Origin of the sequence: Streptomyces sp. NBC_00683 (genome assembly GCF_036226745.1) — a bacterium.
In the GTDB taxonomy this organism is placed as follows: domain Bacteria; phylum Actinomycetota; class Actinomycetes; order Streptomycetales; family Streptomycetaceae; genus Streptomyces.
On sequence record NZ_CP109013.1, the window covers coordinates 2383594 to 2399952 of the forward strand.

General features: G+C 69.9%; 12 protein-coding genes. 3 read left to right on the forward strand and 9 right to left on the reverse strand.

The features are described from left to right. Positions 1-7: 7 nt before the first annotated feature. From OG257_RS10405 to OG257_RS10425, 5 genes are all read right to left on the reverse strand, one after another. Complete coding sequence (locus OG257_RS10405) at positions 8-1555, reverse strand: RNA polymerase sigma factor (protein ID WP_329206708.1); 1548 nt, start codon at positions 1553-1555, stop codon at positions 8-10. A 324-nt stretch (positions 1556-1879) separates the two neighbouring features. Beyond that, positions 1880-2746, reverse strand: a complete 867-nt coding sequence (locus tag OG257_RS10410) for a FadR/GntR family transcriptional regulator (protein WP_329206709.1) — start codon at positions 2744-2746, stop codon at positions 1880-1882. Between the two features lie 181 nt (positions 2747-2927). After that, entirely contained in the window at positions 2928-4679 is a 1752-nt protein-coding gene (locus OG257_RS10415) for an ATP-binding cassette domain-containing protein (RefSeq protein ID WP_329206710.1), read from the reverse strand. A gap of 136 nt (positions 4680-4815) precedes the next feature. Beyond that, on the reverse strand, positions 4816-5580 hold the full coding sequence (locus OG257_RS10420; protein ID WP_329206711.1) for an NUDIX hydrolase: 765 nt from the start codon (positions 5578-5580) through the stop codon (positions 4816-4818). A 207-nt stretch (positions 5581-5787) separates the two neighbouring features. Then, positions 5788-7146 (reverse strand): DUF4192 domain-containing protein, encoded by a 1359-nt coding sequence (locus OG257_RS10425; protein WP_329206713.1) that lies wholly within the window; start codon positions 7144-7146, stop codon positions 5788-5790. Positions 7147-7257: 111 nt separating this feature from the next. Here OG257_RS10425 and OG257_RS10430 point away from each other — a divergent pair, with 111 nt between their 5' ends. Then, complete coding sequence (locus OG257_RS10430) at positions 7258-9429, forward strand: RecQ family ATP-dependent DNA helicase (protein ID WP_329206714.1); 2172 nt, start codon at positions 7258-7260, stop codon at positions 9427-9429. 216 nt (positions 9430-9645) lie between these two features. Beyond that, positions 9646-10287 (forward strand): hypothetical protein, encoded by a 642-nt coding sequence (locus OG257_RS10435; RefSeq protein ID WP_329206716.1) that lies wholly within the window; start codon positions 9646-9648, stop codon positions 10285-10287. A gap of 74 nt (positions 10288-10361) precedes the next feature. On the opposite strand, the gene OG257_RS10440 is transcribed toward OG257_RS10435, so the two are convergent. From OG257_RS10440 to OG257_RS10450, 3 genes are all read right to left on the reverse strand, one after another. After that, positions 10362-11036 (reverse strand): hypothetical protein, encoded by a 675-nt coding sequence (locus OG257_RS10440; RefSeq protein ID WP_329215014.1) that lies wholly within the window; start codon positions 11034-11036, stop codon positions 10362-10364. Between the two features lie 49 nt (positions 11037-11085). Then, complete coding sequence (locus tag OG257_RS10445) at positions 11086-11796, reverse strand: ribonuclease HII (protein WP_329206717.1); 711 nt, start codon at positions 11794-11796, stop codon at positions 11086-11088. 126 nt (positions 11797-11922) lie between these two features. After that, on the reverse strand, positions 11923-12540 hold the full coding sequence (locus OG257_RS10450) for a TetR/AcrR family transcriptional regulator (RefSeq protein WP_329206719.1): 618 nt from the start codon (positions 12538-12540) through the stop codon (positions 11923-11925). A 195-nt stretch (positions 12541-12735) separates the two neighbouring features. On the opposite strand from OG257_RS10450, the gene OG257_RS10455 reads away from it, so the two are divergent. Next, complete coding sequence (locus OG257_RS10455) at positions 12736-14289, forward strand: MFS transporter (protein WP_329206721.1); 1554 nt, start codon at positions 12736-12738, stop codon at positions 14287-14289. A 127-nt stretch (positions 14290-14416) separates the two neighbouring features. On the opposite strand, the gene OG257_RS10460 is transcribed toward OG257_RS10455, so the two are convergent. Next, positions 14417-16186: a DUF4153 domain-containing protein gene (locus OG257_RS10460; protein ID WP_329206723.1), complete on the reverse strand. Its 1770-nt coding sequence runs from the start codon at positions 16184-16186 to the stop codon at positions 14417-14419. Positions 16187-16359: the final 173 nt, after the last annotated feature.

The following is a 16359-nucleotide window of genomic DNA, read 5'->3' on the forward strand; positions in this document are numbered from 1 at the left end:
CCGCGATCTAGTCGAGGTAGTCGCGCAGCACCTGGGAGCGCGACGGGTGACGCAGCTTCGACATCGTCTTCGACTCGATCTGACGGATGCGCTCGCGCGTCACGCCGTAGACCTTGCCGATCTCGTCCAGCGTCTTCGGCTGACCGTCGGTGAGACCGAAGCGCATCGACACCACGCCCGCCTCACGCTCGGAGAGCGTGTCGAGCACGGAGTGCAGCTGCTCCTGGAGCAGCGTGAAGCTGACCGCGTCGGCCGGCACGACCGCCTCGGAGTCCTCGATCAGGTCTCCGAACTCGCTGTCGCCGTCCTCACCCAGCGGGGTGTGGAGGGAAATCGGTTCACGGCCGTACTTCTGGACCTCGATGACCTTCTCAGGGGTCATGTCGAGCTCCTTGGCCAGCTCCTCCGGGGTGGGCTCACGGCCCAGGTCCTGGAGCATCTGGCGCTGCACGCGCGCGAGCTTGTTGATGACCTCGACCATGTGCACCGGGATACGGATGGTGCGGGCCTGGTCGGCCATGGCGCGGGTGATCGCCTGACGGATCCACCAGGTGGCGTACGTGGAGAACTTGTAGCCCTTGGTGTAGTCGAACTTCTCGACCGCGCGGATCAGACCGAGGTTGCCCTCCTGGATGAGGTCCAGGAAGAGCATGCCGCGGCCGGTGTAGCGCTTGGCCAGCGAGACCACGAGCCGGAGGTTGGCCTCCAGCAGGTGGTTCTTGGCCCTGCGGCCGTCCTCGGCGATGATCTCCAGTTCGCGCTTGAGCTTCGGCGCGAGCTTGTCGGAATTCGCCAGCTTGTCCTCGGCAAACAGGCCGGCCTCGATGCGCTTGGCGAGCTCGACCTCCTGCTCGGCGTTGAGGAGGGGAACCTTGCCGATCTGCTTCAGGTAGTCCTTGACCGGGTCGGCAGTGGCGCCGGCGACGGCGACCTGCTGGGCAGGTGCGTCGTCCTCGTCGTCGTCGGAGAGGACGAAGCCCTTGTTCTCGCCCTCGCCCTCCTCTTCGTCGCCCTTGGCAGCCTTGACTTCCTCGGCCGCCTCGTCGCCGTCGAGGAGCTCCTCGTCCTGCTTGCCGGCCTTCTTCGCCGCGGTCTTCTTGGCCACGGTCTTCTTCGCGGCAGTCTTCTTGGCCGCGGTCTTCTTGGCGGCGGTCTTCTTCGCAGGGGCGGCCGCGGCAGCGTCGTCAGCCGCCGGGTCCACGCCTTCGGCCGCCGGGGCGGCAGTGGCCGCGACGGTCCGCGTCACGGCGGTCTTGGCGGCGACAGTCTTGGTGGCGGTGCGCTTGACCGGGCTCTTCGCTGCGACGCTCTTGCGGGCGCGCTTCGGCGACTCCGCGGCACTGACCATCAGCGTCACACCCTCTTCCTCGAGGATCTGGTTGAGGCTGCGCAGAACATTCTTCCACTGGGTTGGCGGAATCTGGTCAGCCTCGAAGGCCCGACGCACGTCGTCGCCGGCGATCTGCCCATCAGCCTTTCCCCGCTCGATGAGCGCCATCACAGACTCGGACTCGGCGATCTCCGGCGGGAGCGTACGGGATGTGCTGGCCGACACGAACAACCTCTCGGAACGATGGAAACGGCTTCCGGCCCGGCCCTGGAGAGAGCTGGAACCGACGACCGGCGGCTGGGGATGTTGCCGACGGCGCGGGCTTGGCCTCAGAACTGCACAGCGCACTACGTGGCTGCTGTATTCCTTCCGCGGCGGTCACCTCTTAAGTCATCGCACTGTTTCGAGGAGTGTTACGCCCAATCCGCGTGGCCCGAGTCACACCTCATACGCGACAAACGTAGCCAGAGGTCATATCTCCGTATAATTATGCCGCCGGACCATGGGGGTCCGGCGGCACACGGTTCTCATACCCCGGCAGTACAGCGGTCAGTGCTCGCGCGGCGCGGGAACCACCCGCTCCACGTCCAGGTGGACGACGAGCAGCTGCCGCATGGCCGCTTCGGCACCGGCCGAGTCACCCGACGCGAGCGCCTCGACGATGCGCGCATGGTGGCCGAGCGACACTTCACCGGGCCGGTCACAGCCAGTGACGGGGCCACCGGAGACCTGCAGGGCCGACGAGACGATCCCGGAGAGGTGCTCGAGCATGCGATTGCCCGCCGCCTGAATGAGCAGGGAATGAAACTCCGCGTCGGCCCGGGAGAACGTGATTCCGTCCGCCTGCGCCATCGCGTGCCCCATGATCTCGATCATGTCGCCGAGCCGCTGCTGGATGTCCTCACGCCCATGCCCCGCGGCGAGCCGGGCGGCCAGCGGCTCGATCGTCCAGCGGAGCTCGGCCAGCTCCCGGCGCTGGTCGTCGCGCTGAGGACCAAAGGCCCGCCATTCGATGATGTCGGGATCCAGAAGGTTCCAGTCGCTGACCGGCCGGACACGGGTGCCCACATTGGGCCGGGCACTGACCAGCCCCTTGGCCTCGAGAACGCGCAGGGACTCCCTCACAACGGTGCGGGAGACCTCGAATCGCTGACCGATCTCCTCCGGAACGAGGGGCCGGTCCGCACCGAGGTCGCCGGAAACAATCATCTGACCCAGCTGCTGGACCAGTTGGCCATGGAGCCCACGGCCCCGGCTGGCCGTGCCGCGCCGGCTCGCCCGCCCGAATTCGGAATCCGCACCGCCCCAGGAACGCAGCGCGGCGCGCTCGCCGGCCGGCGCCTCCCCGTAGGGGTATCGGTCGAGTTCGCCCGGGCCGGCGAGGCCGGAATCGGCGGAGCGGGCGGCGGTCATCATGGTGTGCGCAAGGGTACTCACGCATCATTTGTCGGCGTGGCTCAGCCGACCCTTGAGGTCTTTGGTGAAAAGCACACGAAAGGGTGATCGGCACCCACCTCGCAATTGACGCCTTATCGGCTGAAATCGCACATTTTCGGGAGAGTTGCCCGCGCCCCGCCTCCAGGACGAATCCCCTCGGTCACCAACGGGCCCTTCCTCGAAGGCTGGTGAACACATACGCGCAGATGAGGGCGGACAACGACAAGGAAAGTGCCACTCCCACGGGCTGGGTCACCACGCGCACTGCGGCCATCGCCCACCTGTCCGTTTCGTAGGGCCATTGCAGCCAGGCGAGCTCCCGCAGCCTGCTCGGGAGTCCGACGATCGAACGGGCGGACGGACCCGAGAGCAGCCACTGCACGAGGGGAACGACGAGGACCGGGACAGCGAGGACTGCGGCAACTCCGGCGCCCGTCAGGCGAAAGACGCCGGCCGCCAGCAGCCCCGCCCAGGCGCAGCCGACCGCCAGACCCGCCCAACTCACGGCCAGTGGCGCGGCGTTTGCGGGGACCTCGACCAAGTCGCCGCCGTAGACGAGACGCAGGGCCTCGGCGTCCACGAGCACGGATGCCGTGGCCAGAAACACCGCCACGCCTGCGGAGACAACCAGCTTGGCGAACAGGAGACCAAGACGGCGCGGGACGGTCCCGCGCCCCGCCGCGAGTGCCGGGTAGCGGAACTCGTCGCCGAAGGACAGCGCACCGAGCAGACCTGCGCCGAACGCGGCGGGAGGCAGAGGCAGCAGGTCGGGCCAGGCAACCAGCAGATCGGGCAGGGGCGCCCGGCCCGAGCGGGCCAGCAGGACGGAGAGCCCCACGGAGACAGCAAGAACGGCCGCCATGATCATGGTCGTCGTCCGGACGCCCAGGAGGCGGCGCAGTTCGTAGCGCACAGGACGCAGGGGGCCACGGGCCGGGCGTACAGGGATCGGCGGGGGGAGCTCCGAGATCGCCACGGACGAGGCGGGCCTCGGTACGGCACGCACACCGGCACCGGCACCGGCAGAAGCGGACACCGGACCCGTGTCCCCGGTCTCGTCGGCGAGTTGGTGCACCGGAACGCCGTGACGGTAGGCCGTGTCACCGATCTCCGCACAACTGCTGCCGTACACCGACAGCCGGTTGCTCTCCTCGGCGACCACCTCGACGGAACGCTGCGCGGCCCTCGCCTCACGTCTGACCACCGAGGCCAGCCTGGCCGCATGCGGAGTCCGTACAGCAACGCGGGGACGGAGTCTGGTGTGGGAGAAGTCGGCGACGTCCTGGTCGGCGACGAGGCGCCCGTCATCGATGGTCACGACGCGGTCGGCGGTACGGGCGGCCTCCTTCGGATCGCTGGTGGTGTGCAGAACGGTGCCGCCCTCGCTCGCGTGCGCGCGGAGCAGCCCGTGCAACCAGCTCCTCTCCCGAGGGGAGAGTCCCTCGGCGGGGTTGTCGAGAACGAGCGTGTGCGGGTCGCCGAGCAGGGCCGACGCGAGGCCGAGGCGACGGTCCATACCGACCGAGAGGGTGCCGAGGCGCTGATCCCCCAGTCCGGCGAGACCGACGACTTCGAGCAGGTCGTCGGCTCGTGACGCGGGGACGCCGGCGGCGGCGCAGAGCATGCGGAGCTGTCCGCGGGCGGTCCGTGCGGGATGGCCGGGTACGTCGCCGAGCAGCACGCCGACCTCGCGGGCGGGATGGCCGATGCGGTGCAGGGGCCGACCTCGGAAATAGGTGACTCCTCGCCCGGAGTCGAGCTCGAGCATCAGACGCAGAGCAGTGGTCTTGCCGGAACCCGGAGCGCCGAGAAGTGCGGTGACGCGGCCGGGCGGGGCTTCGAAGGTCAGGTCGTCCACAGCGGGGGACAGGTCGCGGCGGGGGGTGCTGGTGAGTCCGATGGCCTGGAGCATCGCTTCTCTCGCGGAGTGTGAGACCGCTCGGCGGCAGGGGCGGGTACCCCAGCAAGATAACGCGACATTTCAGACTTTTTGCGCACCAGTGAGGCGGCGGGCGTTCCGCAGCCCCGGACTTCACACGTCCGCGCCGTCAGACCTCGGGCCTCAGCATCGGAGGATTGAGCACAGTGGCCGCACCCGCCCGGAAGAGCTGCGCGGGGCGCCCGCCCTGGCGGGTGGTCGTCCCTCCGGAGGGAACCAGGAAACCGGGCGTGCCGGTGACCTTCCGGTGGAAGTTGCGCGGATCCAGGACGACGCCCCACACCGCTTCGTAGACCCGGCGGAGCTCACCGACGGTGAACTCGGGCGGGCAGAACGCCGTGGCCAGCGAGGAATATTCGATCTTGGAGCGGGCCCGCTCCACCCCGTCGTCGAGAATCCGTGCGTGATCGAAGGCGAGCGGCTCGGACTGCTCACCGTCCCGGCCGAAGCCTCCTTCGGGGCCGAGCAGGTCCTCGACCGGCGCCCAGCGGGCACTGTTCGCATCACCACCGGCGCGAGGTGCGGGAAGATCGGGTGCCAGCGCGAGGTGTGCGACGCTGACGACCCTCATCCGGGGGTCGCGCTCGGGATCTCCGTAGGTGGCGAGCTGTTCGAGGTGTGCGCCGTTTCCGGCAGCGGGGACTGCCGGATCGTGTGCGCAGAGCCCGGTTTCCTCGACGAGTTCACGCGCTGCCGCAGCAGCGAGATCCTCATCGGCTCTGACGAATCCGCCCGGTAGCGCCCACCTGCCCTGGAAAGGCTGCTCGCCGCGGCGGACCACCAACGCACAGAGCGCGTGACGGCGCACCGTGAGCACAACCAGGTCGACGGTGACAGCGAAGGGCGGGAAGGTCGACGGGTCGTAGGGCGGCATGCCGAGATCATAGTCGTCTGCCTGACGATAAACAGTCCCTTCGCCGTGCCGGACCTCCGTCCGTCGCTCCGCCACTGCGCCACTGTCTTCGCCCGGCCAAGCGCTCGCGTTCATTCGGCCGGTTCCCTGACCGACCCGGCCTCCTGCACCTTTCGGCCTCGGTATCCGCTCCGGACGGACCGCCCACCCTCCCGACGGGGCTCCGCCTCAACGGCCGCTCCTGGTATCACGTCGGCCCTGCCGCTGGAGGTCCCGCACCCGCCGCCGGGACGATGCCGCCGGTCCGGGGCGCGCGGAGCCGGGGCGCGCGGAGCCGGGGGACGTCCTCCTGCGCCGTGCGGCCGAGGTACGCGCCTGCTGCTGCCGGGTGCGTCCCGCCGTACGCCGCGCAACTTGTCCGCCGGCGCTGCGGCCGCCGCCCCGCCCGGAGCGCACCCTGCGCTCGCTGCGAAGACACCGGCGCAGTGTCTCCGGGTCCAGGCCCTCGTTGCACGCCTGGTGCAGCAGCTGAGCGAACGTGTAGTCCGGGTCGGCCCGCAGCGCGAGCCCCAGCGCCACCCTCGCGGCCGGTTCATCACCCGAGGACCAGGAGACCCAGCCCGCCAGCGAGAGCGGTGCAGCCGCATGCTCCACGTACGGGCCCACACATCGACGGGCCAGTGCCCGCCACAGCCGCAGAGCCGTTTCGGCCTCTGGGCCTTCCATCCACTCCGCCGCCCTGTCCCGTGTCTCCCTGTCCTGCAGCCCGAGAATCACAGCGGCGGCCTCCTCCGAGCTGATCAGACGGTCATCACCGCTGTCCGCGTCCGACGGAGCGGGCACCGGCCCACTTCCGAGGCGCTTCATGAGGGCACGCGCGAGTGTCAGAGTCTCCGCGGCCACCTCACGCCGTCCCACGGCGTCGAGGAGCCTGGACATCAGCGCGGCTCCCGCGGAGTCCAGTGCCCGCTCCTGTTCCGCCGCGGCCGCGGCCGCGGCCGCGGAATCCCAGGGCGAGAGCCGCGCCTCCATCTCCCGCAGCGAACCTCGCACCTGGATACCGGCGTAGGCGGCTGCCGCTGCCATCACGGTCGTACCGGGAAGTGCCAGTGGATTCCCCTCGGCCGGGCAGCACCGCTCATCGGGGCAGCAGTAGGACCAGTAGCGACCGTCGGAGATGCAGAGCGCCTCCAGCACCGGAACATCGAGTGCCCCGCAGGCCCTGCGCAGACGCTGTGCGAGGGGCCTCAGCCGCTCCATGGTCTGGTTGCCGCTCTCTCCGTCGGCAGGGTCCTGGCAGAGAAAGACGACGATCGCGTCCGGACGCGTGTCACGCCGTTCGCTGCCGGAGATCAGGCACTGCGCAAGCTGGTCGGCGACCGGCGCCCACTCCGTCGGCGATTGCGGGATGCCGAGCCTGAGCCGCCCGCCGAAGCGGCCCCGCCCGCCGTGGAGGGCCACCATGACCACGCTGTCGTTCGGATGGAAGCCCATGAGGTACGGCAGGGCGTCGGCAAGTTCGGCGGGGCCGCGCAGGGTGATCTGCTGCTCGTCGGCCGGTCCGGTGGATTCGCGGTGCTTGTTCATGGCACGACCGTCCCGCGGGCAGCCGATTTCCGCGACCCCTGTGGATAACTTTATCCACAGGCACCGCACGGTCGTTCGCGGTTTGTCACAGGCATCGGGTTGCATGGGGGCATGACCAACGCAGACCGCGCAGAGCTCAGGGCCTCGGCCGATTCCGTACTTGCCCGACTCGTCGGGGACACCACCGGCGCTGCCCGCCTGCGCGAGGACCAGTGGCGGGCCATCGAGGCCCTCGTCGCCGACAAGCGCAGAGCCCTGGTCGTACAGCGGACGGGATGGGGGAAATCCGCTGTGTACTTCGTGGCGACCTCGCTGCTGCGCGCGCAGGGCAGCGGCCCGACGGTGATCGTCTCGCCCCTGCTCGCACTGATGCGCAACCAGGTCGCCGCAGCCGCCCGGGCCGGCATCAGCGCCCGCACGATCAACTCCTCGAACACCGAGGAGTGGGAGACCGTCCAGGCAGAGGTCGCCGCAGGCGAGGTGGATGTGCTGCTCGTCAGCCCCGAGCGGCTCAACAACCCCGATTTCCGCGACCAGGTGCTGCCGGCGCTCGCCGCCGCGACGGGCCTGCTGGTGGTGGACGAGGCCCACTGCATCTCCGACTGGGGGCACGATTTCCGGCCGGATTACCGGCGCCTGCGGACCATGCTCGCCGACCTCCCCGCAGGCGTCCCCGTCCTCGCCACCACGGCGACCGCCAATGCCCGTGTGACCGCGGACGTCGCGGAGCAGCTCGGAACGGGCGCGGGCACGGACGCGCTGGTCCTGCGCGGCCCGCTGGACCGGGAGAGCCTCAGTCTCAGCGTGCTCCAACTGCCCAACGCCGCACATCGCCTGGCGTGGCTGGGGGACCATCTCGGGGAGCTTCCCGGCTCCGGGATCATCTACACGCTCACCGTCGCGGCGGCCGAGGAGATCACGGCCTACCTGCGCCAGGGCGGGCACACGGTCGCGTCGTACACCGGCCGGACGGAGAACGCCGACCGGCAGCAGGCGGAGGACGATCTGCTGGCCAATCGGGTAAAAGCCCTGGTCGCCACATCGGCACTCGGTATGGGATTCGACAAACCCGACCTCGGCTTCGTCGTGCACCTGGGCTCGCCGTCCTCCCCCATCGCGTACTACCAGCAGGTGGGGCGCGCGGGGCGTGGCGTCGAACATGCCGAGGTGCTGCTGCTCCCGGGCAAGGAGGACGAAGCCATCTGGCAGTACTTCGCCTCGGTCGCCTTCCCTCCCGAGGAGCAGGTGCGCCGAACGCTCGATGTCCTCGCCCAGGCCGGCCGGCCTCTCTCGCTGCCCGCCATGGAGCCTTTGGTCGATCTGCGGCGCACCCGTCTCGAAACCATGCTCAAGGTGCTGGATGTCGACGGTGCCGTGAAGCGGGTGAAGGGCGGCTGGATCTCCACGGGCGAGCCCTGGATCTACGATTCCGAGCGCTACGCCTGGGTCGCCAGGCAGCGGTCCGCCGAGCAGCAGGCCATGCGTGACTACGCCTCGGGGACCGGTTGCCGCATGGAGTTCCTCCGACGCCAACTGGACGACGAGGAGGCCAGGGCGTGCGGACGCTGTGACAACTGCGCAGGCGCCCGGTTCGACGACAAGGTCTCCACCGCGGCACTCGACGGTGCGCGGGGCGAGCTCGGCCGGCCGGGCGTGGAGGTCGAGCCGCGCAAGATGTGGCCCACAGGGCTGGCGGCGGTCGGGGTCGACCTCAAAGGCCGGATCCCCGCGGGAGACCTGTCCTTCACCGGACGCGCACTCGGACGGCTCTCCGACATCGGCTGGGGCAACCGGCTGCGCCCGATGCTCGCAGCACAGGCCCCGGACACCACCGTTCCGGACGATGTGTCGAACGCGGTGGTCACTGTCATCACCGACTGGGCCAAGGGACCGGGTGGTTGGGCTTCCGGGGCTCCGGACGCCGCCGCCAGACCGGTCGGCGTCGTCACGGTCGCCTCGCGCCGCAGGCCGCAGTTGGTGCACTCGCTCGGAAGCCGTATCGCCGAGGTCGGCAGGATGCCTCTGCTGGGCAGCGTGACCTACGCGCCCGGCGCCGAGGACCTCCGCATCTCGCAGACCAACAGCGCACAGCGGGTGAAGGCCCTGCACGAGGCGCTCGTCGTGGAACCTTCCCTCGCCGAGGCCCTGGCGGCCGCGAAGGGGCCCGTCCTGCTCGTGGACGACCTCTCCGACACCGGCTGGACGCTCGCCGTAGCGGCTCGGCTGCTCCGCCGGGCCGGCGCAGAGGGTGTGTTTCCGCTGGTCCTCGCCATCCAGGCATGACCCAAGGCTTCATCCGGCGCCGTATGGGCAGGGATATCCGTGTCATTCCGGCCGATACCCGTCAGGTGCACCAATTGCTCGTTGCCGCCTGCCGATACGACAGGAAGAATTGAACTCGCTCCCCGCACGGTCCTTTCGCGGGCCCGCAAGGGCTGTGCCGCGGCGCGCCCTCATTCGACCCTGCCCGCACCGTGGGCGCGTAGCGAAGGGAGGACCGTGACCTTCGGATTCGCTCCGTCCGCAGCCACATCGCTGTCGGCGTCCCCGGTATCCGCAGACTCCGTCAACCACCTTGCCAGGATGCTCGAACCGGCCGAGTGGGCGGCGGCCGGCATACCCCTGCTGCGCAGCCCGCGCGAGGTCGTCAGCGGCTTGCACGCGCGGCACCGGCCGACCCCGGCCACCGCCGTGGTCGCTGTCCTCGATCATGAGGAACGGCTCACAGCCAGCGCCTCGTTCGCCCGCCGCACCTCGGTGACGGCGGACGGATGGGAGTTCCGTAATGCCGTGCTCGCCCATCTTCGCCGGGTGATCCCGCACGATCTGCGCCGCCGCACCCCGGTGCGTACCGCAGTGCTGCTCTACTGCCGCGAGGGTGACGAACGGTGGACGGAGGAGGACGGGGCGTGGATGTGGGGGCTGAGGGATGCCTGCACGCTGCACGGGCTTCGCTGCGGGGCCTACATCACCCTGACGCGTGGAGGCTGGCAGGTCCTGGGTGAGGGCCGGGGCGGCCGCCGTCCCAGTTCGCTGTCCCAGCCGTCAGCTCTCGCAGACACATCCACCGATCATGATCCGATCCCGTTGCGCACGGGCGGCGGAGCGGCGGAGGCACTGAGGCGGACCGCCGCCCGGTGAAACGGAATGTGGGTCCCGAGAGCCCTTTCGGACCATCGGGACCCACGAACGTACGACTTGACGTACGACTCGACTCAGACGCCCGCACCGAGCGCGGAGTTGATCTTCTGCGGGTCTCCGCACACGATCAGCAGCGCGCCCGCGCGGTCCCGGGCGACGGACAGTGCACGGGCGGCACTGTCGTCGATGTCCCCGTTGGCGGCGACGATGACCACGGGACGGGAAGCACAGCGGTCGACAGACGCCGTGTGGGCGAAGAAGACATCTTCACCGGCCTCCTGCTGGGCCCAGTACGCGGTCTCTCCGAAGGAGAGTTCGTGCGTGGCCCAGGGGTGGTTGTCACCCATGGTGAGGACGAGGATGTCCCCGGGTGCCCGCCCGGAGTCCAGGAGCAGGTCGACGGCCTCGTCGGCCGCGTCGAGCGCGCCGCCGGCCGGGGCCGGGATCAGCTGGAGCTGCGCCGCGGAACGATTCTCCGGCAGCTTGCGCCCGGCCGGGGCGGGAGCCGGGGCGCCGGCCGAAGCGGTAGCCGAGGCGGGACGCGTGGATGTGGGAAGCGGGCGCTGCGCCGGGGGCGCGGGCCGCGCGGGGCCGGGGCCCGGATGTCCGGGACGCGGCGTGGCCGCGGAACGCGGGCCAGGTACGGGACGGGGGGTCGGCGCGGTACGGCCGGCGGCCGGAGTGGCGCGGGGACCCTGGACGCTCTCGGGAATCTGAGGCTCCTCAAGGAGGGGATAAGACGCTTGAATGGTTGTCTGTCGAACACCGGCGGTGTGCCGGGGAGTTACGCCTGCGCGATCAGAAGTCGAAGCCGAGCTGGCCCCCGCTTTCCAGTGCAGCCGCCTCGGCGGAGAGTCGGACCTTCTTCAGGTGCTGCCACCTCGGCAGCGCGTCGAGGTAGGACCAGCTGAGGCGGTGGTGAGGCGTGGGCCCCATCTCCTCCAGCGCGGCCCGGTGCACCGGTGACGGATAACCCGCGTTGGCGGAGAAGGCGAAGTCTTCGTACTCGCCCGATTCCGCTCCCAGTTCGGCCATCATCGTGTCCCGGCGGACCTTCGCGATCACCGACGCCGCAGCGACAGCGATGCAGGACTGGTCGCCCTTGATCACCGTACGGACGTTCCAGGGCTGTCCGAGGTAGTCGTGCTTGCCGTCGAGAATCACGGCATCCGGACGCACCGGCAGCTCATTCAGGGCCCTGACCGCCGCGAGACGAAGCGCCGCGGTCATGCCGAGATCATCGATTTCCACCGGCGACGCGTGGCCCAGCCCGTAGGCCGTGACCCAGCCCTCGAGGAGCGGGGCCAGTTCCGCCCGGCGCTTGGGGCTGATCAGCTTGGAGTCGGTGAGGCCCTCAGGGGGTCTGCGGAGACCGGTGACGGCCGCGCACACGGTGACGGGGCCGGCCCACGCTCCGCGTCCGACCTCATCGACACCTGCGACGGTCCTGGCACCGGAGGTAGCGCGCAGTGAGCGCTCGACGGTGTGCGTGGGCGGTTCGTACGGCATGACGCCTGTCAGCGTACGCCGATGGGCACGGCAAGAACACCCCGGGGCCACCGGACAACGGGCGGACCCGCACCCGGCCGGGGCCGGTACGGGGCGGACGCCTCGGAGCGGCATCCGCCGACGGCGTCAGGAGCGGAACAGCGGCACCATGACCTGGTCGATCATCTGAGCGATCTCGTCGTCCGGCCACTCGCTCCCGCTCACCTTGGTGCGGTACATCATCATGGCCGGAATCACGTCCAGCACCATCCCGCTCATGGCGTCCGGTCGCACCTCGCCCCGGGCGACACCACGGGCAACGACTTCCCGGAAGAGTTCGGTGGAGGGTTCGATCATGCCGTTGACGATCACGGCCTGAAATCGCTCAGCAGCGTTCACGTCGCACTCGTGCAGGACCGACCTCAGGGCGATGCCGGGTCCTGAAAGCATCGCGTCGCGCATTCTGCGGCACACCTCGTAGAGGTCCTCGCGGACCCCTCCCCGGTCGGGTGCCTCGTCGAGGGTCGGCAGACCGGCGCGCAGCGCATCGGCGACCAGGTCCTCCTTCGAGGGCCACCGCCGGTACACCGCGGCCTTGCCGGTCCGGGCGCCGGCCGCGACGCCTTCCATCGTCAGACCGCTCCATCCCACCGTGCTCAGCTGCTCGAGCGCGGCATCGAGGATGGCCCGTTCGAGCACCGGCCCGCGGCGGCGCAGGGACATCGACCCGGGCCGGGCGGCGGCCGTGGGACGCGAAGAAGTCATCAGCAGTTCTCCATCGGAACAGGGAAGCGCACATCGTCGCGGGCCTGAGCGGACCCGGTACCGAGGACGAGCACCCCCGATCGCATCCCGCCGACAGCAGTGTCAGTGAACGCTTGCGTTCACTAATGGGGACTCACTACCGTTGGCGAGACAGTGAACGCGTTCGTTCACTAACTCACTTGTGGGGGATCCATAGTGACAACATCTCAGTTAGAAGCACAGAGCAAACCCGGCGCGGCACGCCGGACAGGGCGTCCGGGGATCGCCCTCGCCGTCATCGCCGCGTGTCAGTTGATGGTTGTGCTGGATGCCACGATCGTCAACATCGCGCTTCCGCACATCCAGGACGCGCTCAGCTTCTCCACGACCGACCTCTCCTGGGTGCTGAGTTCCTACACGCTCACCTTCGGCGGACTGCTGCTGCTGGGCGGCAGGGCGGGCGACATCCTGGGGCGCCGCCGGGTCTTCATGACCGGAATCCTGCTCTTCACGCTTGCCTCGCTCCTCGGCGGACTCGCCCAGGAACCCTGGCAGTTGCTGGCAGCACGCGCATTGCAGGGCGTCGGGGGCGCCATCGCGTCGCCCACCTCCCTCGCCCTGATCACCACCACGTTCCCCGAAGGCCCCGAACGCAACCGGGCGTTCGGCGTGTTCGCCGCAGTGTCGGCGGGCGGCGGGGCGATCGGGCTGCTGACCGGCGGCATGCTCACCGAATGGCTCGACTGGCGCTGGGTCCTCTTCGTCAACGTACCCATCGGTGTGCTGATCGCGGTCCTGGCACCGATGTACATCAACGAGTCGGAGAAGCACCCGGGGCGCTTCGACATATCCGGGGCCCTGACCTCGACACTCGGCATGGCCTCGCTCGTGTACGGATTCATCCGCGCCTCGGAGTCGGGCTGGCGGGACACCCTCACGCTGTCGTCCTTCGGTGCCGCCGTGGTGCTCCTCGCCGCGTTCGTGCTCATCGAGTCTCGCGCCAGGGAACCGATCACCCCGCTGCGGATGTTCGCCGACCGCAACCGCTCGGGCACCTACATGATCATGCTCAGCCTGGCTGCGGCCATGTTCGGCATGTTCTTCTTCATCGTGCTGTTCGTTCAGAACGTCCTGGACTACAGCCCGATCGAGTCGGGTCTGGCCTTCCTGCCCGTCACGGTCGCGATCATCATGGGCGCGGGGCTCTCCCAGCGGCTGCTCCCGGTGCTGGGGCCGAAGCCGTTCATGGTCACCGGGTCGGCGATCACCGGGATCGGACTCTTCTGGCAGACCCTCATCTCACCGGACAGTTCGTACGTGGGCGGTGTGCTCGGACCGATGTTCCTCTTCGGATTCGGCATGGGGCTGAACTTCGTCACCCTCACCCTGACCGCGGTCTCCGGCGTCGCTCAGCACGAGGCCGGCGCTGCCTCCAGCCTCCTCAATGCGAGCCAGCAGGTCGGAGGTTCGCTGGGGCTGTCCATCCTGGTGACGGTCTTCGGCACCGCGAGTCGCAACGAGGCCGAGAAGCAGGTTCCGTCCTTCATGGCACAGGCGACACCCGAGCAGAAGGCGGAGTTCGCCAGGACGCACGAACTGCCCGCTCCCTGGGGACACGACGTGCTCACCCACGGCATCTCCACTGCCTTCACCGCGGCCGTCGCCATGGTCGCACTCGCTCTGCTGACCGCCGCGCTCGTGATCCGGGTACGCAAGAGCGACCTGGAAGCGCTGAGCGGGAAGTCCGCGGCGGCAGGTCCCGGCGCCTAGCGAGGCCCGACGCCCAGGGCCCGGCGCCCAGCGGGCCCGATGCCCAGCGGGCCCGACGCCCAGCAGGGCCGGACAGCACTGTGCGGGCCGCTCCTGAGAGGGACGGCCCGCACAGTGCGTGCGCTATCTAGTACGGGTCGTAGGAGTCGTCCTCCTCGTAGTCCCGCTCGCTGGTGTCACTGCCCAGCCCGTCGCACTCGTTGCCCCGGTCCTGGACCACGCGCTCCTCGAGAATGTCCCGGGCCCTCGCCTCGCCCCAGCTCGACGCGTACCAGGGGGTGTCCGAGGTGACGAGGTCGCGCTGGATCCTCACCAGTGAGCAGGACCGCAGTGGCTCCGGCAGTTTGTCCAGAGCCGGTACGGCGTCGGCCGAGAGGCCTCCGAGGTAGTCGATGTCGATGGTCTTGCCCTTGTCGTGGCGCTGGACGTTCTGTTCCGCGATCAGCCCGTCGGGCGAGAGCAGCCCGAAGGCGAGCACACCGACAGCGGCGCTCACGGCGACCGCGCGCGGCAGCAGCCTCGCGCCGAACACTCCCGCCGCGAGGATGAGGACCAGCACCACACCGAGCCAGAGTTCCACCGCGGCGACGGAGATCCGCAGCCGCGTCAGGCCGAAGGCGTCCACGTAGAGGTCCATGCGGCGCAGCGCCGAGGCCACGACGACAAGGGTGAGCACGCACAGGACACCGAGGACGCCCCTGACCAGGGTCCGGTCACGCGATCCGCCCCGCGGGGCCCAGCGCAGCGCGAGCGCGATGACGATCAGGGTGAGGACCGTGGCCCAGAGCAGCTGCCAGAAACCCTGGCGTGCGTACTGGGCCGGGTACAGCCCGGTCTCCTCGTAGACGTTGTCGTACCCGCCGAGCAGGACCGTGAGCTGGAGCGCGATGAAGGCGGCGAAGAGGAGGTTGAGCACGATCAGGGGAAGCGCCCACTCGACCCTGCTGCGGGCCGGGCCCGGGCGGACGGTGATGCCGTCCCAGCGGACCGGGGCGGCCGCGGTGTACGCGGCGGCAAGGGCGCCGACGAGCCCGAGCACGAACAGGAAGACCCGCCACGGCGCCTCGCCGATCGACACGTCGGGCAGGAGGTTGCCCAGGAGGTCCGCGAACGCGGCATCGGCGCTGGCGAAGAGCGCTCCGAACACGACAAGCAGAACGATGGCCACCGCAGCGCTGCGTACCGCCGTGCGCACGCGGCCCTTGGAATCGTCGGCACGGTCGCGCACACCCCGCAGACCCCAGCGCACGCCCGCCGGGACCGAGTCGAACAGCCCCAGCGATCCGAGCAGGACCCCCGGCCAGCTTCGGCTGCCGTGCAGCGCGAGCGAGCCGAGGGCGAGTGCCGACACCACGGCGAGGAAGGTGGGCCATCCGGCGTCCCGGAGCGCCGGGACCACCAGGAGCGCCAGGCCTCCGACCGCCCATGTGACGGTCCACGGGCGAATCCTGCGGCCTGCCTCACGCGCCGCGAAGAATGCCGCCAGGGTCGCGGGCACGGCGACCAGCAGAAGATTCAGCCCGAGGCCGTCACCGAGCAGCAAGGCGCTGAGCAGGGCCGTGGCGAGGACCGACCAGAACGTCGCGGCGCCGATCGCGGGCGGCGCAGAGGGCCGGAGTCCGGACAGCACACCGGGGGACGGCTTCTGCGCGCCCCGCTGCCAGGGGTCGGCCGGCGGCTGGAGATAGGCCGGCCGCACCGGCGGTTCCTGGCCGGAAGCCTGGCCCGGAACCGCTGCCGGTGTCTGCGCGCGCTCCCGGGGAGCCGCCTTCTGCCTGCCGGCGTCCTCGGGAGACCCCGCGTCGGCCCGCTCGGGCACGGTGCTGGACGCCTGGACGCCTTCGGGCTGCGGTGACGCCTCGGCCCGGCGGGCTGCCTCGGACGGTTGATCGGACATGGGACCCCTCCCCCCACCGGGGTCCTTCCGCACGGCCACATGGCGGCGCGCCGGCCCCGGCGTCTCATCGGCGCACGCCCTTCAAGATCAATGAGAGCGGCGTGGCCGAAAGATTAGCCCCGTCCCGGCGTCTCCAGGTGTCCGGGGGGCTGCTGTGGCAGGACCGTGACAAG